A 23,468-nucleotide genomic window follows, 5' to 3' on the forward strand; every position below is an offset into this window, starting at 1 on the left:
AAATTAAATGCTAAAAAAATGTCAGGGATAAAGTACGAGACTTTAGCTCTTGACCGTGATAACTATAATCAGAAACAATTTTCTTTACTTGAACAAAAGGAAGAGTTTGATGAAGATCTCCTCAAAACAACTGTTTACAATTTTCAAAAGAAAAAAGAAAAAAAGAAAGCCAAAAATTCATTATGAAAGATTTTAAAAAGCAAGTTTATGATGAAAAATACAACCTGCAAGGTGGAGATTTTTTGTCATATCCTTTGGACCTGAACTTGCCTTTTTAAAAAATCTGAAACAATACCTTTGTTTTCTTTTATGAATTTTTGCAGTCCTTCTTATGACCTCTTTATCTTTTTTCTTTTTTCCCGAACAGGAATATCTTCGGTATTATATTGTATTCTATGATCACCAATGTTCAGTAAGGAGAAGATTTCTAAACTGCTGTCAGGATTTTTAAATACCTCTTCCAGTGAGGAAAAAGGAATATTGTTTTCTTCAGAAAGTTTTTTACAAATACGATCAACTATTGCTATGAGCTTCTCTTTGGTAGTATCAAATAATTTCGGCTGTTTGAACTTTTCAAATTGGATTGCTTTTATGATCGTACCCTTAACAGAATTAAGATAAGTTTCCTTTTCATTACTATATACTGTAATATTAGACAGTATGCTGGAAAGCTTGTTTTTTAATAGGGAAACTTCTTTGCTTAAATCTATATTCTTTTGCTGAAGCTCAGTAATGATTTTAGATTTGGATTGAAGAATTTCTTTATTTTTAAGCAGTTCTGTATTATATGCTTTAAAAGCTCTTTCATAGTTTTCAATCGTTTTATCAGTTTTGATCCTGCTAAAACCTAAAAAGTCATTTTCTTTAACAATAAGATCTGAAAATTTTTTAGATTTGAGCTCCGCCTTCATTCGAGCTATCTTATTATTTAATAACACAAGCTCATTTTCCTTTTTTTGGATTTTAAATTCAATGGCTTCCAGTCTTCCTATAGAACCTGAAACACCTCTTTCCATTTCCAGACATTCAGCAGTAATATCCTGCATTTTTGAATAATGGAAGGATTGATGTTTCAACGTTTTCCCTGTTTCCAAATCTTGCCAGTCTGCCACTAAATGAGCATGATAATTAGGTTTCCATTCTTTAGAATCCTTATCATAATGACCTTCATCTTTATGAATGGCGATTTGAAAAATTCTTATTCTTAGTTCTTCTTCAAGCCTTTTAGAAAGCTTATACAGATCCTGCATCGTTGTATTTTCTTTAATGACAACTACAGCTTCACGAATTGGCAGTGCATTTTTCTGTAATTTCCTTCCGGATTTTTCCTTACAGTATGCTTCTATTGATTTTAGCCTATCTGAAATCTTAGTTTGTACCCAATATTCATTTTTTTCCGTAAGATCTTTTTTTATATAATCGAAGGTCTTTCTTCTAAAGTTGTGCGCTTCGGAATCTGTTTTAACTGCCCTGAAATTTATAGACGTTTTCATAAACAGTAAAATAGCTCACCTATCTTTTACTATAAATAACAAGATTCATTTGGCTTCAGTTTTCACTCATTGGCTTTAAATAGTGAGCTATAAAATAATCCACATCGATCGATGTGGATTTATTTATTAAATTCTGAAACTCCAAGTATGATTTTCAATATTTAAACAACCTTTTTTCTATTTTTCTGTATCAGCTATTCACAATATCATTTTAAATTGAGATTTTTATTCATATTATTAAAATTAGAGTACTGAAAGTCAATACTCTAATTTATTATCAACACGTTTGGAACATTCCCTTCAGCTTGAGGAAGGATTTAAACTAAATATCTTTATAATATTTAAGTACAGCTTCTTTATCTACAAATTTCAAAAATTGATCTGAGATCGCACCTTTTGTCTTAAAATTATCTTTTGCCTCTTTTAATGTCATATGGTTAGCAGAGCTAGTTTTCATATCATTTGTGCTGCCATCGTCTTCCCAAAAGCAAACTGGACAAATTTGATAATTCCCTTTTTCAAAAATTGTTCTGAAATTACAACAAGGGCATGGATTTAGTTTTTCTACAACTCCAATAACAGTAATAGGTATTTGATATAAAGTTTTAATTTTTTCTTCAATATAAGAAACTTTTACTCCAGTATATTTTCCTTTTAAGTATTCAAAGATTTCTTCTTTCTCAATTCCTTCGTTTTCAATGAATTCTTCTCGTTCTTTCTCAGTCATTCCTGAAAGTTCATTTAATGACAGTATATTTATTACCGTATTTAATTCTATTTTTATCATACTTTTTATTTTGTTAAACTAGCCGCTAAATCAAGAGCATCTTGGAAAGGAGTCGTACTTATATTAGGGTTTGCTTTATAGAATGTTCTGATCTCTCTTAAGTCCACTCTTCCAACAAGAATTTCCTGCGTATTGCTATTAAATTTAACTAAAAATTTCCCCACAACTTGTTCCTGAATATGTTCACCAGCTTCACTAGCAAAATTTTTCGCTAGTTTTTAAATATTGGTTCTATGTGGTTTCTCTAAATTCAGTTTCATGTTTAAAATTAGAGCATTGAAAATCAATACTCTAATTTTATTACTAACATGTTTTTAAAATTATCAATCATTTATGATTTCTTGTACATAATCATCCGATTTGTAAAAATCACTTAATTTTTGACCGCAGAAAGGACAGTTATTTATGAATAAACTCATTGTTCTTTCATCATTAATTGTATGAATATAACCTGATGTCATAACAAATCCTTTATCCAACATGTTCGGGTTAATAAGCTTTAATTTACTGTACAGAGGTTCAGTAAATTTCACAATTCTAAAATTAAGACCAAATCCTTTCTGCACATTATATGCACCTTCCAGTCTTTCACAACAAAATTTTTTATTATTCATATTATTTAAAAGTCTATGGATCAATATGTTTGGAACTTGTCAGAATACAGGATAATTTACTGAATTGAATCGATAAATATCACCCAAAGGAAGTTTAGTAGCATTGTCTTTATCTTTTTTTATAAACAAAATTTGAAGGCTCTTTAACTTCAAACTTATATATAGTCAAATTTTTATTCTTAAAATTTTGTAATATTTTCTCAAAATTGGATTTTAAAAATATTATTGAATCATTAGAAAGACCTAAACTATTAATTATAATCTTGTCTTTTTTGCCGTCTAATAAAATTTTTAACACAATTATATGTAATTTACCTAAAAGATCATCAATTCTTATATTTATACTTGTTAGTTGAAAAAAAAGTTGAATTAATGTTTTCTTTTCGCTATTATCAATGCTTTCAAAAAAAGGATTGATTTTAATAGAATATTCATCACTGAAATTAATATAGATATATTCTTTTTTATCAATTAAATCTTTTAATTCTTTTAATTCTTCTGATCCTATTATTGATATTTTATTTCCATTATTTTGTTGGTAGTTTATAGATTTTTATTCCGTAGTCACTTGGGTTTAGACGTGGAAAATTACCTTTGTTTATAAGTTGTTCTACATATTCAAAATTTCCTGTCTTAATTCCATATTTAATTGCTGCATTCATTCTATGATTTCCGTTTACTATTATATGCATTCCTTCATATTTGTAACCTGCACCACCGGTAGGCTCATAAGTTCCATTTGACATTTGCTCAAAAATATCTTGATTAATACCTTTTTAAGCACTTTTAATACCGTTTGCTTCAGCTTCAGCAGATATTTCAGCAGCTAATGAAACTTCCTCCGTTATATTTGCAACACCGGATGCTCTCGCTAATCTTCCATATCCTCCAAACATATTGTAACCACCACCACCGAAGTCCTGCATTATTTCTATGTGGGAACTGTTCATAAGTCTGAATGATCTATCTAAGCCAGATTCTCCTTCATTATAAAAAGGGTTATCACGGCGTGCGCGATATTCTGCCATAGGATTGTAATTAGCTCCTTGTATTAGACCAAATAATCTGCTTCCGCTGGCACTATAATCTTCAGGAATTCTTTCAGCTGGACCAACACTTACTTTATTTTTATTCCAACCAAATAACCTTTTGATGAAATTACCTATTGTCTTAAAAATACCGGGTTTAGGTCCTTGTTTAGGTCCGCTACCTCCACCTTGGCCATCATTCCCCAAAGCTTCTGTTCTTATCATTGCCCCACCTTCATTACGATAGAATAACGGCATATTTCTTTCATCTGAACTTAAGCCTGTTCTAAACATGAAATCTGCAACAGCACTTCCAGTACTATACCCTCCTTGAAGGTTATCTACGGTAAGTCTTCCATCCGGATCGATAAACCTTATCGGGTTATTATTTCCATAATGGTAAGGGGGTGAATCTTCTGGATGCTTCTGCCAATGGGTCTACGACACCCCATCTTCCTAAATCCGGCATGTACATTCTTGCTCCATAATCAAACATCCCTGTTTCCTGAGGCTCTTTACCATTATATTTGTAAGAATAATAACTTCCGAAACCGGATATACCTAACATTCCTGAAATATGGTTGAGGCCAAACGGATAATTATGTCACGAGTGAAACGCTCGCACCACCATAATGCGGTAGGGTTATATATTCAATGGAACGAGCTAAAAATCGAACCTCCGGAGTTTAAATTTTGAAATATTGCTCTAAATATTTAATATCCTCAGGATTATTAAGATTACAGTCAACTATGATTACATTTTTATTTACTAATTCTTTTAGATGTTCAAAGATTTTTTTCAAATTATCAATCAAAAACTCAAATGATATCATATGGAAACCAACATTGCTAATAACGATATTATCTTTTTTTCCATCGATTAATAATTTTAGTAAAATTATGTGTAATTTACCTAAGGTATCATCTACTCTAATTTCAATACCTGTTAATTGATTAAATAAATTAATTAACTTAATTTTTTCATTCTTCCTAATTTCATCGTAAAAATAACTTATTTTTAGAGCATTATCATAAGCGAAATTAACGAAAACATACTCATTCATATCCTTTAAGGTTTGTAATTCTTTTGAATTTATTATAGATATTCTGTTCATTATCTTGTTGGTTTTACAGGGAATTTATATATTTTTCCATAATTAACAGGATTTGCGTTATCCCATTTTGCATTGTTCATAAGTATATCCATATACTTATAGTCACCAGTTAGTATTTTATATTGAATAGCAGAACTCATTCTATGATTACCATCATTTAAATAAAATTTCCCTTCCCATCTAAATCCAGCTACTCCAACAGGTTTATTAAATGTACCATTCATCATTTGTTCTAAATATTTTGCTGTTATAGCCGGATCTATTCCAGAATTAAGACTTTTGAAACCTTGAGCTTCTGCTTCGGCAGCAATCTTTGACATCATAGAAACCTCTTCGGCAGCAGCTATAGTCCTTCCATAACCACCAAACATCAATCCGCCACCGCTTCCTTCATCGAGAAGAATCTCCATATGAGAACTGTTCACATTTCTGGCAAATCTGTCAAGCCAGTTTTCTCCTTCATTGTACAACGGATAATCTCTCCAACTTCTGTACTGTTCTAATGGGCTTTCACCATTAGCGTTTACATTAGCATTTCTAATAAGTCCAAACAATGCTGTTTGTTGAACCCTTTCCACTTGTCCAACTTCTAGCCTCCCTGTTTTTTTCTTCCCCCCAAACAGCCAACTTATAAATCTTTCTATAACTCCGGGGCCTGTGTTGCTTTTAGGAGCAGGGCCGCTGATTGCGCTATTTCCTCCGCCACCATCTCCAGGTCTATATCCCAGAAACTGGCTATACATCTGTCTGCCACTAGTGAACCCGGGAGTTCTTCCTGAAGTATCAATAGTTCCGTCTTCATTAAACCATCTTCCGTCTACATCAAATTGTGAAACCGGGTTATTGGCAACATATGCATAAGGACTCGTAGAAAGGTAGCTTTCTGCCAGCTGGTCTATCCCGTTCCATCTTCCCAGATCAGGCAGATACTGTCTCCAGCCGTAATCAAACAATCCTGTTTCCTGAAGTTCTTTGCCATTGTATTTATAACTGTAAAAACTTCCGAAACCTGCAGTACTGAACGATCCTGAGATATGGTTCAGCCCAAAAGGATAATAATTGTTGGTATCGATAATTTCAGGAACGCCTGCGCTGTTCTTGGTAAAGGTTACCCTGGCATTTCCAAGATGGTCTCTGTACTGGTAAATATAGCGGTTTTCTGTGAAACTGTAATACCCTGCCGCTGTAGCAACAAAATCCAGTTTCCACTCCGGGGTTAATGTTCCCGGCAATACAAACGATGCATTTTTATAAGCCTGCTGTTCATAGGCACTTTCTGTTCTGCACTCAAGACAGATACCACCTCCTTCGTTATAACTGTACTGGAAACCATCTAGGTAGTCTGTGATACGGGTGGTAACAGATCCTCTTGGCGGAGCACTGGAATAGGTTTTACGGAGTTTTGTTCCGTCAGCACGGTAAAGATAGCTCATCGTACTGTTCAGAAACTGCCCAAAGCCATTTGACTGCTGAGCGCTGTACCCGTTGGAAAGATTCAGAAAATTGTATTGAACAGACTGAATTCCTTTATCCAGCATATCTTTCATATTTCCGTTCTGATCATAGGAAATGATGTTATTTCCTCCTTCGTACCCGGTATCATTCAATGCATTTTCTGTAACTTTCGTTAAACGGTTTCCTGTGTAATTGTAGACCAGGTCATCTACCTGAACAGATGTTATGCCTCCATTTGCAGGAAAAGCATTTCTCTTCAGGGTTTTAATATTCCCGTTAAGGTCGTAGGTCACATATTCATTATAATTATTATTAAAAGGAACAGTGGCATTGGGTTCAGAATAGACCGCATCCTTTAGCCTGCCCAATGCGTCATACGCATAATTATACCTTTTCAGCACGTCCTCGGAAGCGTTTTTCCAGTCTACTTCTGTGATCATTCCTGAAAATTTCCCCGGTGCCACATTAGAATTTACCGGATTGGTATATTTCATCGCATACCCGAACAGCTTCCCGTTCAGATTGGACGGGTCATTGATTTTGGTAAGCCATCCCCTGATATTATATGTATAATCAATATTCTGTAATGGCTGGGCAGGATTGGTTCCGCCCAATTTTCTGTTTTTTACCTGTGAAAGTTCATTATACTCATTCTGTACCAGAATTTCTTCAGGATTGGTATCCACCTGGTGTTTATGTACCAATAACCTGCTTTGGTGATCATAGGTGAAAGTCTGGGTAATTACTTTTTCGGGATCTGTTGCCAGTCTTTTATGATACGCTTTGCTCTGTTTGGTAACGCCTGCAAAATCAAGCAATGATTCTGTTTTGGTATAACCTCCGAGATGATTAATACTGTAAGAACCTACCGTTCTTCCTTTCTGGTCATAATAAATATAGTTCTTGGTCCAGTTATCATCTTCAATATTTTTCACCAAACTCATCACAGGGAGTCCTTTAGTACTTACCGCATTGGCTGTAGAATTATCAGAAAGCAGGGGCTTTCCCATAATATCAGCAGGAAAAGCCGGGTTGAAGCTGTAAGAAGGATAAGAGTCGTAATAGTTTAAAGATAATAAAGTAACCCATTTACTTGCATTGGGATAAGTCGTATCAGGATTGTTATAATAGACATTCATTACCTGTCTTTCAAAAAAGGGTGTATTTATTCTATTGACATTGTTAGAACCATAACCATTGACAATATTCTGTTCCTGGTATCTTTCACCTCCGGTACATATTCCCGTAATAGCAACCCTGCCAAATTGATCATACTTAGTGTACATCCACTGTCCTTTTTCTTTAAGATTGGCATCCTGTGAAGCTACTAGCCTGTCCTGGTTATCATATACCATGTACTCCCAGCCTTTTCCCGGAATCTTTTTTTCTGCCAGGCGTCCCCAGGTGTCATAGCGGTACTGATAACAAAGATCATTCAGAAGGTCGTCTGTAACAGGTTTGTGGAGGGTGCCAGGTGGAAGTACAAAAACCAATTGTCCAAATATATTATAGACATAGTAAGTGTCTACCTGCTCAGAAGCACTTAGCATTTTCCTGACCAATATTGTTTGGCCTTTTTTGTTCTTAAATTCTACCAATTTACTTCCATCTTCATCCGTTACTGTACTTTTGTATAGCTGATTGGCCGGATAAGCCTGGCTTGGGGATAAGCTCAGGATATTTTTAGTAATTCCATTTTCCCATGTAGTAGAAACAACATATTGATAAACCTCATTCGTTGTATTGGTGTTGTATTCAAACTGTACAGGATGGGTATTCCACTCATTACCAACATTTTTTTGCTGCTGTATTCTTCCCAGCGGAGAAGACTCCAATGCTTTTTCAGCATAGATTTTCTCACTGCCATATAGAGAAGACGCATTAGAAAGGGGATTAGTATATAAAGCACCATTTTGTGTCCCTGCCTGCGGAACGGGAAGGTAGCTTTTTACCTGCCTTCCATAGTCATCATATTCTATTGGAATGGCAATGTCTTTTCCTGTGGGTGTTACCTTTATCGATATATTTTGCTTCGCCCTTCCAAGCCCGTCAAAATATTGTACAGATTCTGTTTTTTTGGAGCAGTCTTCTGTTAAACAGTTTTTCTCATAGATGTAATTTTCTGTCTGAGTAAAGTTGGTCTGTGCAAAGCTAAAACCAACCACAAACAAATTGAGTAGTACTAATATTTTTTTCATTGTGTTTAGTTTTTGTAGTTGTATTGATATTCTTTCAGGGTTACTCCGTTCATATCTACAATTTTTTGTAGCCTGTTATTAGCATCGTACTTATAAATAGCTCTGATTCCATCAGGTGCAGTGGTGGTGGTCATTCCTATGAGTGGATCATAGGTGATGGTTGTGATCTGAAAGTCCTTCAATGCAGTTGTTTTTCTGAAATTATCCAATGCGGTAAGGAGTGCCGGTTCATTGACAGGATTTTGAGCATCTGCATTGGAAGCATCTATAATAGTCTGAACGTAAGATGACACTTGTGCATAGGTTGACCCTTCTATCTTGGCAATAGGCTGTGTTTTATCATAGCCATATACAAGAGCTGTGGGAATTCCTGAGGGGGAAGTAAACTGAATAGCATTTCCTTTTTCATCATATAGATCTATAACAGCCGTTTTTTGCATAGTATTCCCGATATTGGAAGTCATAACGGCAGTGGGAAGTGTGGAGATGGGATTTGTAAACTTTGTTTCTGCTTTGGAAACTGTTTTCCCATCATTTTTTTCTTCAACTATGACTGGTGTATTCATGATATGGGCGTTGGAAAGGTTAGTATATCCCGTTTCCGGATAGGTATAGAACTGCTCTATCGTATTTCCATCCACCACTTTTTTAGTGGAAGCCACATCAAAATTGAACACATTGAAATTGGTTTCCGATTGTTCTTCGATACTTTGGTTGTTGTCAAAATATGTTTTGGAAGTATTGACCAGCTTTTTTAACCATCCAAGTTTGGTGTAGATTGCTCCTTGTCCCCAATTTCCTAACCCATACTCCTCAGTGCCAGGAATATTATCAAATGTATAAGTAGTTTGTTCAGATGCCAGCGGCTTAGCCTGTGCATTGTACATTTCCTTTTTATCTAATAATCCACTGCTTATTAAATTATATTGTGGCCAGATTTTTACACTGCTTCCATTTACTGTATAAGGCTCTTTTGGAAAATCATCCGGTATTTTATAATAATATTGGGTATATCCGTTAGTATCATCGGCATTAGTGATTTTTACATTTTTATAAATGATAAAATTTGAAGCGTTGATGTCTCCATCTGGAAATACTGAGTATCCTGAAGATGTATTACTGTCTGTAAAACTATTATATTCAAATTTTGTTGTTTTAACAGGTGTTGTATCAGTAGTGCTGTTGTAATATTTAATATTGGCTATTCTTGCTCCGGCAGCTCTGGTTGTATTGTGAAAAGGCTGAGGAATATGAGCAATTTCAAAAGCCTGAACGGCTCCCTGACCTCCGGAACCTCCCACCTGAACGGAGTAAGTTCCTGGAAGTAAACTATATTCAGTGGCATAATAATTACCGTTTGACGAGGGAGACTGACAAGGATTGCCTGTTACAACAACACCTCCCGATTTAATACTGTATCCCATAGAATAAGGAATTGTTGGATCCCACATAGGATTATCCGTATATAACTCCCCTGCGATAAACATTACAAATACTCTCTTGTAAGTTCCTGGATTACCAGTGATAGTTAATGTATAATTTGTATTATTACTTACATGTGTATCAAATTCTGCTCCCCAAAACGGATTCAGATACTGAACCTCAGGATCTGAAATCATGTAGGGATTAAGAATCTCATTAAGATAAGCCGGATTTGTCCTATCTTTAAATATTATGTTTTGTTCAAAATTATATTCCACAACTCCTCCTGTAGGGGTGGTTATTCTTTTCAAAATCCCCCTTGTCCCAACTATTGGTGTTCCTGTAGATAACCCCGGACAAATTGAATTAGGGTCTGTTCCGTAGGGTATCGGAATGCTGGTACTTGCATCACCATATTCAAATGATGTTGTTTCAGAAACGACATTATTTTTATTCAGTTTTATTAATTTGGCCAATGTTCTTTTATCCTGGGATAAATACTCAAAAGTATATCCTGAAACCATACGATTATAATTATCCTTCAGAACAACTTTCTGAACCTGATATGGATCATTCATTGAATTCTCCAACGCCTGATTATATAAATATTCAAATTCTATTTTTCCAAATCCTGGGGAGGTGATGGTTTTTAATTTGCAGGTTTGATAAGATATTGTTACACCATTATTTTTATATTTTGTATCCTTTTGATAAGAGAAATTAGCCAGTTCAACATTATTAGCATCTTTTATTTGTGTTAAAAAGAAAGCCGATTTATAAACTTTTCCGTTTGATAAAAACACATTTCGTTCCTGATTACTCCTGCTGTAATCATTAAAAATATACTTAATTCCTCTTGTATCAGTTATTGTAAATGAGTCAAGAATAAGTGTTGCGGTATTAGCTGAACGGGTGTACTCAATTTTGATTTTATTGGATGTGAGGTTCACCAGCTCGAAAGTATTAGTAGTTGTATTTCTTTTAAATTTAAACTTCCCTGAAATTCCCGGTAAATTATAATAGTAAATGTCATCAAACTCATTTTGATAATAATTGTTGCTATTACTATTATCCAGCATCTCGTCAATATCATTCTCTATACTTCTTGAAATCACACCTCCTGCAAATAATGTCCAACCTATACCTACCTGACTGGCTGGTTCGCTTTCGGAAACATTCATAGGATTGTAAGATAAGCCTGCGTTTAAGTTCATTTCGCTATTATAGGTGGGTAATCCCAACAAAGGAAAAGAAATATCAGGGATTCCTGTGGCATTTGATATAGGAGTATTGGTATAAGTAGCAAAAGAGGAAACGGAGGGTACTGGCTTAGAAAAATCTCCAAAATTCACCTCTTGCTGGGCATAAATCTGCCCCATACCGGCAACAAGGATTGCCAGTGAAATCATAGTTTTTTTCATGATTATTGTGTCTTATTTTTTTATCAGTTTGGCATTCGCCGTTTTATTAGTATCCGTTTTTATCGTCACCAGATAAGCTCCCTGAATGAGTGTCTGGGTATTAATCTTGGTCACTTTATTCTTTGTTTTCACACTTTGAAGCTGTCTTCCGCTCATATCATACAATAGAATCTCAGCTTCTTTAAAATCAAAACCGATTTCTACGTAAGCATAATCTGACACAGGGTTTGGATAGATTTTGATATCATATTTTTCAATCAACTGGTCTACCTGCTTGTCTGCCAGCTTTACAATCTTCCAGTTTTCTTTACCCAGCTCTTCTGCACTTGTTCCTGCCAGAACAATAGAACCATCTCTGTTCAGCTTTAAATCAGAAAGCCTTTCTTCCTTCTTGCTGGATTCTCCTTTTACATGTTTTCTCCACTGTTCATTTCCGTTCTGGTCAAGGTATAACATCCAGAAGGTTTCATCATCTGTTTCTATTCTTCCTTCTGCCTGGGTATAACCTCCCAGCAAAATGCCTTTAGACTTCCCACTTCCATCTTCCTGCTTCCCGCTTATTACACTCATTCCCATCAGAATATCTCTGTTTTTGAAATTGTAAGATTTTTGCCACTGTTCCTCACCTCTTTCATTTAAAGAAATCAGCCAAAGGTCTGTTCCTTCTTCTAATCCGACAGTTTTGTTTCCTGATCTTTCTGATCTGGATTCTCCGCCAATGATAAAGCCAGTTGAAGTTAATGCCAGAGTTCTCAAATGATCATCACCTTTTCCTCCAAAGTTCTTTTCCCATTCTACTTTTCCACTTTTGTCCAGCTTTACAATCCAGTAATCACCTTCGCCAAAGTTTTCTGTTTTCTTTGTCCCATTTATAGAACTTCTGGAATATATTCCAAGTAGTGCTCCTCCATCACGAGTAGGGATCATCTTCTCTACTTCATCAAGTCCACGTCCCCCTAATGTTTGCTCAGACAGAACTTTTCCGTCTTTATCTAACCTGATGATCAGAACATCTTTTGAGCCATAACCTTTTGATGAGCCCTGTACGTTACCCGCAACAAAGAATCCCTGATCTGTAGTCTGAATCACAGCTCTTGCTTCTTCATCTGATGAGCTTCCTAAAGTTTTCTGCCATAATTCGTCACCAAACTCATTGATTCTAATTAACCAAATGTCTGAGCCACCTTTAGAATCTTCCTTTTTATCAAGTCCTTTTCCTGAATACGATGAACCTGTGATCAGAAAACCACCATCCTGAGTAGTAACCGTTGAAGATAAATAGTCGTGATTATTTCCTGAAAAGTATTTTTCAAAAACCTGTTCCCCCTGTTGATTTAATTTTATCAGATGGAAATCATAACCTTTGTTCTGTTTACTACTTTGTTGTAATTTATTGCTCTGAATAGAGCTTCCTGTGATCAAGTACTGTTGATCGATTGTTGTGGTAACCTGGCTTAAGAAATCCTGGGTAGAGGATTTGATGTCTTTCTGCCATACCACTTCCTGAGCAGAGACATCCAAGACAATGCATAAGGTCAATGCACTGATATAGAACTTTTTCATTCCCGTGTTTTTTGAGTTAATAATTAGCTTTTTTAATAACGTGGCAAATTTAACATTTTTTAAGAAACAATAAACATTCGCATTTAAATGATTACAGCTGTACTTTTAAACCATCAAATTATATTTATTTCACAAAAATATACGGTTTAAACGACAAAACTCGTCGCATTAATAATAAATTTGAAATGATGAAAACAAGTATGGAATACCTCTAAAAATACAGAATTTTAAATTAAAGTCATATTTATAGACTAAACAAAATTTCTTACCGATTTAAAAGTCTCACAGAGCGAAGCAGCAACTTTGTTAGGACGTAAGGACTTTCAAAGTTGCGAATGAGCTCCTAACTTCTCCACATAGTTGTAAAATCGCACGCATTTTAATAGACACTAGATCCATTCTTAAAACAGAATTTTAAGAACATTATTTTTTTATAACGCAGGGGTTTTCACTAATCTTCTAAAAATTACAAAACACATATTGTAAATTTTAAAGTATCCAACTAAAAGGTGGACTTCTTAAAATTATAAGAGCCAATTGGAAGAACAAACTATACTAAAATTTAAGCTGACTGTTTCAGTATACAGGTATTAACTACCAACATAAAAAACTGTAATTCCATTTATTAATATCTCCATCAATAAAGGGCTGATAATTTAGCTTTCATTGATAATCAAAGCCAAATAGTTCCTTGCAAAGCCCTTGTAGAAGTATACCTCACTTTCAGAATTAATTTTCTGAAAAATGAAATATGCTACATAAAGAAACTGTCAGTACGGAAATGTGGGAACTTCTTCAGAAACTGATGAAAGAGGAAAGACTAAAGGATTTTACCTTGGTAGGTGGCACCGCACTCAGTCTAATGCTTGGTCATCGTTTAAGTATTGATATTGATCTGTTTACAACTAAACCGTTTAATGAGAAGTCTATCCTAAACTATCTCTCGAATAACTATCCTGTAGAAGTTAAAAATACTTTTGAAAATACCTTACTTTTGAAAATATCTGAAATCAAGGTCGATATCCTTGCCCATCAGTATCAATGGCAATTGCCTACAATAATAACAAAAGAAGACATTAGGTTGGCATCCCTTGAGGATATAGGCGCTATGAAACTTCACGCTATATTTCAAGATGGAAGCAGAATAAAAGATTTCGTTGATATGCATTTTCTACTGGAACACAATTCCCTTAAGACTTATCTTGATTTTTATCAAAAAAAGTACGGAGGAAATCCCTCACTTGCTGCCTTAAGTTTACTACATCATGACAGTATTGATAGGAATGTACAAGTCAAGATGATAAAAGGTAAAGATATAACCTGGCAAAAGATAGAAGAGAGATTAAAAAAATCAGTACATAACCCATTACTGAAATTTACTGAAATCAAAGAGCAAAATAATAAACAAAAGGGACGTAGATTCAAGCGCTAAACTTTCATATATCACTATTATTCAGTAAATTTATACTATGAAAACAGGAAATAAAAAAAGACCATGCCTTGATATCGATCCTTCCTTTTTTTGGGATTTTGATTTAGATGTGATGGATCTAGATAAAGCCTATAAGTCAATTATTGCCCGTATTGTTGAACGTGGTAGTCAAAACGACATTGATAAAATTGTAGAATTTTATACTTACGAAAAAGTAGTCAAAGCAATCCGTGACGAAATCCATTTCCTGCCAAATTATGCAATTGATAAAGCTATAGAGTTTTTCCCCGAACTTAAAAAAGAAGAGATGCACTGCTATATTAATCGTAAGGATAAACCATATCATTGGATATAGCTAAGAAAATAGTTATTTGAGCTATAACTAGAAACCAATTATATTTTTGAGAAAACAATTTCTCGTATTAAAAATTAAAAGATACTATATTGGATGAGGCAATTGCTAGGTAAAAATTAGCTTCTTTCTCCTTTTGATAAAAATGCAAGGTGTCCGCTTTTTAGTGGACTTCTTGCATTTTAAATAATTGTATTGGAAATGAAAAATACTAAGCTTCTCAAAAGAGATCTCAAATAATCGCATCAAGACCATCAAATCTAAAAAATAGAACTATGCATTGGCGCTATGAAATTTTTACGCTATGTTTTTAGGAGAACTTTTTTAACTGATTCAATACCACTCGAAACTTAAATTTCACCTTAAACTTGAATTATTCATTATTCTTGTAAAATTTTGTATTCTTATAAAGTTGGCGGGACAATTTTCTCCTGAAAATTGGATAGGCTTCCAGAATAACTGATTTTGCTTTTGTATAAAAAAGGATAATTTTTCCATTAAGAATCATTGATTTTAAGTATTTTTAAAAAATAAAAAAAACAACAACTTATTTATACTGATGAATGGTGAAATAAAAAATAAAATATCAATTCTAAAAGAAGCTATAGTTACTGACAGATTGGTAATCTTTGCTGGTTCAGGAATCTCTCTTGATTCAGGACTTCCTCTTTGGGGAAGTTTGCTTGAGGGAATAAAGAAGAATTTAAATGAGGAAATTAGAGGTGAGGATGCACTAAAAATAGCTCAATTACTCTACAATGAGAAAGGAGAGAAAGAGTACTACGATATTGTAAAAAATTTACTGTATAAAGACAGTATTGAAAAGTACAATAGTCTTCATGAAATGATTTTTAAATTAAATCCGCAACATATTATCACAACTAACTATGATAATTTCTTTGAACAAATTATAGAAAATGAAGGATTAGATTTTTCTATTGTGGTAAAAGATGAAGATTTACCTTATGCAAAATTTAAAAATTTATTGATAAAGTATCATGGTGACTTTGAAAATCATAACATTGTTTTAAAAGAAAATGATTACTTAGAATTCTCCAAACTCAATACATTAAAGGAAATCTTTGTTAAATCTCTTTTTAGTAATAAAATAATCCTTTTTATAGGTTATAGTTTTTCAGATATTAATTTAAAAATTTTGAGTAGAGAAATTCAATATATTCTAAAAAAACATCACCAACGGGCATATCTGATTAATATTTCTGATAGCATATCCCAAACTGAAAAACTTTATTATGAAAACTTAGGTATAAACATTATTAACTATAATCAAGCAACAAAAGAAATAAATGATTTAGAGAATTATGGAGATGATAATGTTAATCTTTCTAGTAAAAGTAAAAAAGTTTTCCAACTATTAAATTATATCAAACAATTCGATTTATATAAGCATAAGAATAATTGTGGAGATAAATTGAACAGAAAGCAAATAATAGATGAACTTTACAATTCGTTAATCCGCTTTAGATATTTTAAAATATTACCTGCTAATTTTATCACGAATTTATATCCAGTTAACAAAGGAAATAAAAACCATTCAGGAGAAGCCAATTTAATGGGTAATATTTTAACCTGTTTTAATGAAGAGTTATATAATATAATTGAAGAGTATGAAGGCTTTGATGATAAAAATTTTACTGAAGATGAAAGAGATAAGTTAAACTTTATTTTAAACAGATTTTTATTTTCTGGTATTTATGATATTGCAAAACCAAGCCAAAAACCAGATAGTTTCTGTTTTTATTCTTCAGATAAAGAAACAAAAATTGATTTATTTGAAAAGATTAAAAAAAACGAAAGTTGTGAATGTATTAATTGTTGTATAGATAAATTTGACTTTAATAAAGCAATTATCAAATTGAATAATTATACCATTACCGAAAATTCAGACCTTGCAGAAGATCTTTCTTATGCTTATGGATTTGTTCAATTAAATCATTTTTATCGGGCATACACTTCCTATAAACAAATTTTAGTAAAGGCAAATAAGCTAAAAAAGCTTGAAGTTTCATTTCTGGCAAAATTCAACATGTATAGACTGGGTAAAATGTCTCACTTTATGTATGATGGAACTATAGATGAGAAAGAAATAAGTGCAATAAGGGTCGAAATTGAAAATATTGATATTGATTCAGAATTAAATAAAGTAAAATATTTTGTTGATAAAGAAGTTTTCGAGTTTTTAAGGGAAATAAAAAATGGTATTTACATTCAGAATCTTTGTGATAAAATTGACGGAATATATAATGATATTCCAAAAACAAAATCTATCATTGAAAATGGAGGTAGTGCTTCAAACTCTAATATTAATAACTTATATAAAGCTAATCAAAATTTGAAGAATTTCATTGAAGATAATTTTATTATTGGTAATGGTTATTCGATGATCTCCACAGCATTTCAAAAATCAATAAATGCTTTTCTTGTAGGATACTCAATAAAATTTGTAAAAAGAGAAGAACGAAACTATCCAAATTTTGGAAGTCCGCATTTAAATTATTTTAATCATTTCCTGATAAGATTTATAATAAGTGAAGCGCAGCATGAAGATTTCTTCAAATCAATAAATGATAATCAATTAAAAGAGATTGAAATATGCGAACAAGAAGTAAATAAAATTGTAAATGATTTTTCTAACTTTTTTTCTTCATCATTTAATGAAAGTAATTTTTGGGGGCATTCAATATATGAAAATAATATTTTTATCGGTAAGTTAGTAACTGACAATGATTTTTCAGATATAATACGCAGTATTTTAAATAATATTCTAATTGTAATGGCATATTTTAAATTCCCCAAAAAAAGTTTGAATATGCTACTTGAAAAATTATATTATTTTATAAAATTTATCAAATTTCCTGAAAGGAAATTTGATTATAAATATCTTAGAAATATCTTAGTTCAAAAACAAGATGAAATAGATACAGAGATTATAAAAAAAATATTGGAAATTTATATTGAAAATAAAAAATATGACGCGAATTTCGTACAAATATTAGAATTCATAAGAATAAAAGATGATAATTTTCTATTAAATAATTTTGATATTACACAATTTAATTTTGACGAAAATTATGGTGAGTTTAATATTGTATATAAAGTCCTTAATGAACAAAATAGGACAATTTTCAAAACACAATTGTACAAATATTTGGTAAGTGAAGACAATTCTCCTAACGAATATTCATACTTTTTAGCATTTCAAAATGAAATTTTTGATGAGAATAGTAAAGTATTTACTATATATCTAACCTTTATTAAAGAATATTTAAAGAAGAGAGAGAATAATGACTATTTACATGGTTATAAGGATTATTCAATTTTGAACTTTTTTTATCTCATTTATACAAAAAAAATAAATAAAAAATACATAAGTAGAATATCAATTAAAAATAACTACTTTAAATTCCTTTTAAATTTATCTAAATACCCTTCGATATTGTTTAATCCCCTATGGTTAAAACATCACACTTCTGATGTTTATATTAATGAATTTAAAAAAGTTCCTTACATTCAAACTGCTGTAAAAGATTATCTGATAAATAATGAAGATGAAGCGTTAATGAGAATTTATTTTAAATTAATAAAATAACAACATAATAGTTCAGTTCAGTAAATGGATTCGCTACAAATTCAGAGAAGGTTTGCTTAACCATACAAGATACGGAAATAAAAAGAGGAGACATTTTTAATCTCCTTATCCATATACCAAAGTTTGTTACTGGTAGAGGTTGTTCCCCAGCATAGCCTACTTCCTTGTGAGCTGAGACTAAATTAATATTTTTTGCTTTATATAACTCAAGTACGTATACAAAATACTTTTTCTACTTCTGTTTTTCTGAAGGAGCTGCAAATACATCTGATAGCGTTAGTATTAACAATATCATTTAATAAGTTTGACAAGGTAACTTTGTTGAGGTGTTCAACTATTAAATCCCAATTATTAATTCTAATTACAAGTACATTTTCTAAAAGAATAAGGTATCTTTCCAATTATTCTTATCACAAATAGATTTTATATCATCTTCTAATTTATCTGCATAATCAAAATACTTAATCTTAAGATGTCCAACTAAAAGGCAGACTTCTTAAAATTTTTAAAATTAAATAACGACAAAGTATCAACTCATAAATTTTCCTGGTACCTCAAAAGCTTGTAATATTAGCACTTTACGGGCGTATTATTTATTCTTGTATAAAATTAAATTCTCTCTAATATAATATGCTTTTGAAGAACCTAAATCAATCATTAGGTTTAAAAACCATAAAAATTCATTTAAAAACGATTCATCTTCTTTTATTAATTTAATTTTAGCTTCAAAGCATTTCATAATTAATTTCTCACCATAATAATAATTGACACTAAGCATTTGCTTGGTATCCGATTTCAGATGTTTGGTTAAAATTCTTATTCCGTCAGGCATTAAACTTTGAAAACCTATTCCTGACAGAAGTTGCATTAATGCTTCAATATTAACAAAATCTAAATTTTCTATTTTACTCAAGTAAATCTTTGGTCTGTTATCACCTTTTAGCACAAACCAATCATCAGCTTCAAATTTCCATTTACCAAAAAACAAGTATTCTTGATTAAACAAGTTCGTCTTATTTTTAATTTTCAAATAAAGTACGTCCCAATAATCCCATAAATTACTTAGCATTTTTTCACTTCCAGAATTGCTGTCAACTTTATAATAAAACCATTCTAAAATTTCTTTAACATATTTAATACCATCGTATTTTAGTCTACGATCAACATTTTTAAAATTAGCACCTATGTTTAAAATATTTTCAAATAATGATTTTGTTTTAGTATTAAATGGAATCTCAAATAAAAAATTAATTATAGTTTCTCTTATAGTAAATCCAATTCTATGATAATTATTTGAAGAATACCCTTCTTTCCTAAAAGTATATGATTCCATATGAGCTCTAAAAATTAACTCTAAAAAAATGTAAGAAAAATCAAATTCTTCAGAAGTAGGAAAGATATGTAGCGCCTTATCTAGGTCCCAGTGCGAGAAATTTGAGTACGATAGACTTGTCAACTTATAATCACTTTCATTATTTTGTATAAAATGTAGAATTTCAACCTCTTCTGTATGAATAATCCTGGTATCTTCTTCTGAATACCTTTTGTGTCTTGGATGTTTTTTAAAAAAACCAGCATATAATATCAAACCAAACAAACAATTATATGCAAATTGATAATCAAGATTCCAAACGGTTTTTTTGAAGGAATTATACAAATGCTTTAAATGAATATCTCGTTCTGGCCCAACATCTCTCAAAAAGAAAAAAACCAACGCCTTAGTATCGCTTAACTGTTGGTCCGACAATCTATCCTTGAACAAAAGCAATTTAGGTAGGGAACTATAAACAGAATCATTATCATAAATGCTAATAGAAAAATCAAAATTTTCAAAATTATCGCGCTCATTTTTGTTGCGTTCGTAGAATTTTTGAGCAATTTCTAAAACAGTATTGACGCAAAACTCAAATTCATTATTATTCAATTCATTACTAAAAAGATCCAAACCCAAAGTAGCCAATGTTCCTATAGGAAATGGATTTAGATCAAAAAAGTTTGGTGTTCCTGTCTTTTTAAAATACTCCAGACACTCTTTCCAATATCCATAATTTATATTTTCCTCTGATTTCTTTTGAAAGGTTTGAGATATCCATAAACTATACTTTGAATACTCATTTTGGAAATTGCTTTCCTCCTCATTCCTTTGCATTTCTTTTTCTAAAACCGGATCCACCGAGTAATTTGGAGAAATTTGAATTACTTTTTCCCCTTCATATTCAATCTCTTCAACTTTTTGTTTTCTTCCATCAATTTCTGATAAAAGTTTTAGAAAATAGACATCCTCTTCCTTCTGCTTATATTCTAAATTATCAATCATTTGAAATATTTTCCCCTCTATATTTCCATAAAGCAATTGATATTGAAGTAAAAAACCTGTTAAACCTTTATGATATTTCTGACGATGTTCCCATTTAGATGCTTCTTTTCTTTCCTCGTTACAAAGTTCTTTTTCCCATATACCTTGAGGTAAGTCAAGTAGTGAACTTCCAAAAATTTCTGCTGACCATCTATTTCTATCCCAAGCAAAAATTTGTTTATCAGATAAAAGAGGTAAAAATTTGTCTCCTACTTTAACGGGAAATGCCATTGTAATACTTGCAACAACAGAAAATAAAATTACAGAATTACTTTTAGTAAATATTTTATCAAAAAATGACTGTATTATATCATTTACTCTTTCATCGTCGACCTCTCCTAATTCGTATAAATATCGTTCCAAAGCAATTACAATAGATTGTAAAAGATCTGGTACAGTTATTTGCCCCCCTCTATTTATTGACCATAAATAAGAAGAACCATGAATAGGGTAATTTTCTCCATTATATAAAATTTCAATAGTTTGTACATCATCTGCACTTCTTACAAAACCATTATCTTTTAAAAAATCTGATTTGATATATGATTCAACACAAAAATTTGTGAATTCAATTATAAAGTCTAATGCTTTCCAAGGATGATTTTTAAGTAATTTATATACAAATGTCTGATACGCACTCTCAGGAAAATGATTAAAATGATATTCATGTGTCAATCCAAAATGATGTTCAATTTCTGACTCATCATATACAAAGCCGAATCGGCTTTCGGATTTCACTTTATTATGTTTCCACTTAAGGTTTGCTAAGGTAATAAGCTCATCAGGAAAGAATTTTGGTAATGTTCCTGAATGAAAATGAGATAATGCATACTCGACCTGCTTATCCTTCTTATTTCTTATTATGTAATTCTCCTTTTCACTTGCAACGAAAAGACTATCAAGTAAAACTTTAATTTCCTCCGGAATATATCCTGATAATTTGTAAAGTAATTCTATTCCTTTTTCAGTTAATGAATTACTTTCCCCTGCATTCATCCAATCGGCCCCCTCTTCGAAATTATATAAAATTTTGTTTACAATTTTTCCAACATATTTGGGTGTCTCAACATTTGATATCTTCCCAAAGTACAGAATTTTTTCCCAATCATATAAAAATCTTAATACTTGAATATTTATTTCTGTTAGTTTGTCAATATTATCAAATAGAAATTTTATAACCACATCCCAGCCTTTATTATTGGGAGATTGATTAAAATCTTTACCACTGATCTTGAGCAAGTGAATGACTCTTTTAAGTAGCTTTAGATTCTCTTCCAACAGTTCATCTCTATGTTCCTTAAAAAATTTATCGCACAAATCTGATTTGATAATGGAAATTAACACTTCGTCCTTCCAGTGGTTTTCTATCGATGTACTATTAACCGTATCAACTACAAAGTTATATATCCAACTTTCGGACTCTTCAATTTTAGATTCTACCCATAGCCTAAATCCTCTTCGTATTGCAGGTTCATTGGTTAATAAGGTATAAAAAGAATTTAATTTGGGATTGTCAATTTTCAGATGGTTTATATATTTAATCAGCCCCCAATCTTCAAAAATATCATGTGATGGAGCGTAAAAATTATTTTCTTCAAATAAAACCCCATCAGCTTTAAGCTTATATACAACTTCTGAATCGAACTCATTTACAGATGTTAATAATGTCAGATTCTTTGCCCTTTTTACGGCAATTTCTACAAAAGTATTTTGTCTTTTTTCCTCAAATAGTGCATTATTTCCTCCAACTACATTTTTCCAAAGTTGTTTTTTAAATTCTACTACATCGATAATAGAAAAATTTTCTCCAGAAATAGATATCAGTTTATCTGCCAGAGACAAATATTTAGGAATTTTTATTATTTCAGCAAGGTTCTCGTTTTTAACGATGCCACTAAGTGCAGGAATTCTTTCAACAAAATAATTTAATTCTTCCTCATTAAGTTGAGGAACGTCGATAATAGTTGAATTATTTTGTAATAGCGGCCTATCAAAATAATTGAATTTTAAGATTTCTAAGGCGTAGCTTCTACAGGAGGTAATCAGTTTAATGTCTTTATTTTCCTTTAAAACAGCAATTAATTCTCGGAAAGCTTCAGCATCCCCTTCTAATAATTTTTCAAAACTATCAATATATATCAATTTACTTGAATAGTCTTCAAATTCATTAAATATTTCTTCAATGCTCAAATCAACTCCAATTTCATGTAGAGTATTGATAAGTGAATTTTTTAAAAATTGATCTGCTGCAAATGAAATTATGCAGGTACCATCAAGAGATTCTAAAATTTGTTTTGCATAAGCAGACTTGCCTGAACCTGCCCCCCCATTTATAAAAACAAATTGATTATTAGTTATTATTTCCTCTATGGATAAATTAGTTAAATTTCTTTTCAATTTAACACCAGAAATGTCTGATTGAATTTTGTTTAAAACATTTTTGGTTTGAAGAATAATTTCTTTGGTTCTATCTTTCTTAAATTCCAAATTATGGATGACCGTTTGAAAAAAATTTTCAGCATTAACAATATCAATATTTATTGACGAATTATTTATATCATTAATGTTAATAATTTCTTTTTTATTTCTTCTAAAAAAACCTTTAAACATTTCAAACATAAG

Annotated in this window: 14 protein-coding genes; 4 read left to right on the top strand and 10 right to left on the bottom strand. The window is 31.7% G+C overall.

Features of this window, described 5'->3' with window-relative positions:
- The first annotated feature begins 18 nt into the window (after nucleotides 1-18).
- Nucleotides 19-186: a hypothetical protein gene (locus tag AC57AW_RS21575; protein WP_496353522.1), complete on the top strand. Its 168-nt coding sequence runs from the start codon at nucleotides 19-21 to the stop codon at nucleotides 184-186.
- Between the two features lie 143 nt (nucleotides 187-329).
- Here the strand turns inward: AC57AW_RS21575 and AC57AW_RS21580 are convergent, their stop codons facing one another.
- The 9 genes from AC57AW_RS21580 to AC57AW_RS21620 all read right to left on the bottom strand — a co-directional run bounded on the left by AC57AW_RS21580 (nucleotide 330) and on the right by AC57AW_RS21620 (nucleotide 13,096).
- Nucleotides 330-1,493 carry a hypothetical protein gene (locus tag AC57AW_RS21580; RefSeq protein WP_496353523.1) on the bottom strand — a complete coding sequence of 388 codons (1,164 nt, stop codon included), beginning with the start codon at nucleotides 1,491-1,493 and terminating at the stop codon, nucleotides 330-332.
- A 322-nt stretch (nucleotides 1,494-1,815) separates the two neighbouring features.
- Complete coding sequence (locus AC57AW_RS21585; protein ID WP_496353524.1) at nucleotides 1,816-2,280, bottom strand: CPCC family cysteine-rich protein; 465 nt, start codon at nucleotides 2,278-2,280, stop codon at nucleotides 1,816-1,818.
- A gap of 1,141 nt (nucleotides 2,281-3,421) precedes the next feature.
- A complete protein-coding gene (locus tag AC57AW_RS21590) occupies nucleotides 3,422-3,640 on the bottom strand; it encodes a ParB N-terminal domain-containing protein (protein WP_496353525.1) in 219 nt (72 codons plus the stop codon).
- Nucleotides 3,641-3,670: 30 nt separating this feature from the next.
- Nucleotides 3,671-4,180, bottom strand: coding sequence for a hypothetical protein (locus tag AC57AW_RS21595; RefSeq protein ID WP_496353526.1), 510 nt, complete (start codon nucleotides 4,178-4,180; stop codon nucleotides 3,671-3,673).
- A gap of 127 nt (nucleotides 4,181-4,307) precedes the next feature.
- Nucleotides 4,308-4,490: an RHS repeat-associated core domain-containing protein gene (locus tag AC57AW_RS21600; protein WP_496353527.1), complete on the bottom strand. Its 183-nt coding sequence runs from the start codon at nucleotides 4,488-4,490 to the stop codon at nucleotides 4,308-4,310.
- Nucleotides 4,491-4,608: 118 nt separating this feature from the next.
- Nucleotides 4,609-5,037, bottom strand: coding sequence for a hypothetical protein (locus AC57AW_RS21605; RefSeq protein WP_496353528.1), 429 nt, complete (start codon nucleotides 5,035-5,037; stop codon nucleotides 4,609-4,611).
- Nucleotides 5,037-8,690 carry a DUF6443 domain-containing protein gene (locus AC57AW_RS21610; protein WP_496353529.1) on the bottom strand — a complete coding sequence of 1,218 codons (3,654 nt, stop codon included), beginning with the start codon at nucleotides 8,688-8,690 and terminating at the stop codon, nucleotides 5,037-5,039. The genes AC57AW_RS21605 and AC57AW_RS21610 overlap by 1 nt, the downstream gene beginning before the upstream one ends.
- Before the next feature lie 5 nt (nucleotides 8,691-8,695).
- On the bottom strand, nucleotides 8,696-11,533 hold the full coding sequence (locus AC57AW_RS21615; protein ID WP_496353530.1) for a hypothetical protein: 2,838 nt from the start codon (nucleotides 11,531-11,533) through the stop codon (nucleotides 8,696-8,698).
- 12 nt (nucleotides 11,534-11,545) lie between these two features.
- Entirely contained in the window at nucleotides 11,546-13,096 is a 1,551-nt protein-coding gene (locus tag AC57AW_RS21620; RefSeq protein WP_496353531.1) for a T9SS type A sorting domain-containing protein, read from the bottom strand.
- Nucleotides 13,097-13,847: 751 nt separating this feature from the next.
- Here AC57AW_RS21620 and AC57AW_RS21625 point away from each other — a divergent pair.
- The 3 genes from AC57AW_RS21625 (at nucleotide 13,848) to AC57AW_RS21635 (ending at nucleotide 18,490) form a co-directional block, all read left to right on the top strand.
- Complete coding sequence (locus AC57AW_RS21625) at nucleotides 13,848-14,528, top strand: nucleotidyl transferase AbiEii/AbiGii toxin family protein (protein WP_496353532.1); 681 nt, start codon at nucleotides 13,848-13,850, stop codon at nucleotides 14,526-14,528.
- A 37-nt stretch (nucleotides 14,529-14,565) separates the two neighbouring features.
- Nucleotides 14,566-14,883 carry a DUF6922 domain-containing protein gene (locus tag AC57AW_RS21630; protein ID WP_496353533.1) on the top strand — a complete coding sequence of 106 codons (318 nt, stop codon included), beginning with the start codon at nucleotides 14,566-14,568 and terminating at the stop codon, nucleotides 14,881-14,883.
- A 556-nt stretch (nucleotides 14,884-15,439) separates the two neighbouring features.
- On the top strand, nucleotides 15,440-18,490 hold the full coding sequence (locus tag AC57AW_RS21635) for an SIR2 family protein (protein ID WP_496353534.1): 3,051 nt from the start codon (nucleotides 15,440-15,442) through the stop codon (nucleotides 18,488-18,490).
- A 589-nt stretch (nucleotides 18,491-19,079) separates the two neighbouring features.
- Here AC57AW_RS21635 and AC57AW_RS21640 read toward each other — a convergent pair.
- The gene (locus AC57AW_RS21640) at nucleotides 19,080-23,465 is read right to left on the bottom strand and encodes a hypothetical protein (protein ID WP_496353535.1); all 4,386 of its coding nucleotides are present in this window, start codon (nucleotides 23,463-23,465) and stop codon (nucleotides 19,080-19,082) included.
- Between the last annotated feature and the right edge of the window lie 3 nt (nucleotides 23,466-23,468).

The sequence above is a fragment of the Chryseobacterium sp. BGA-UO-ETr-SB22 genome (assembly GCF_059567885.1).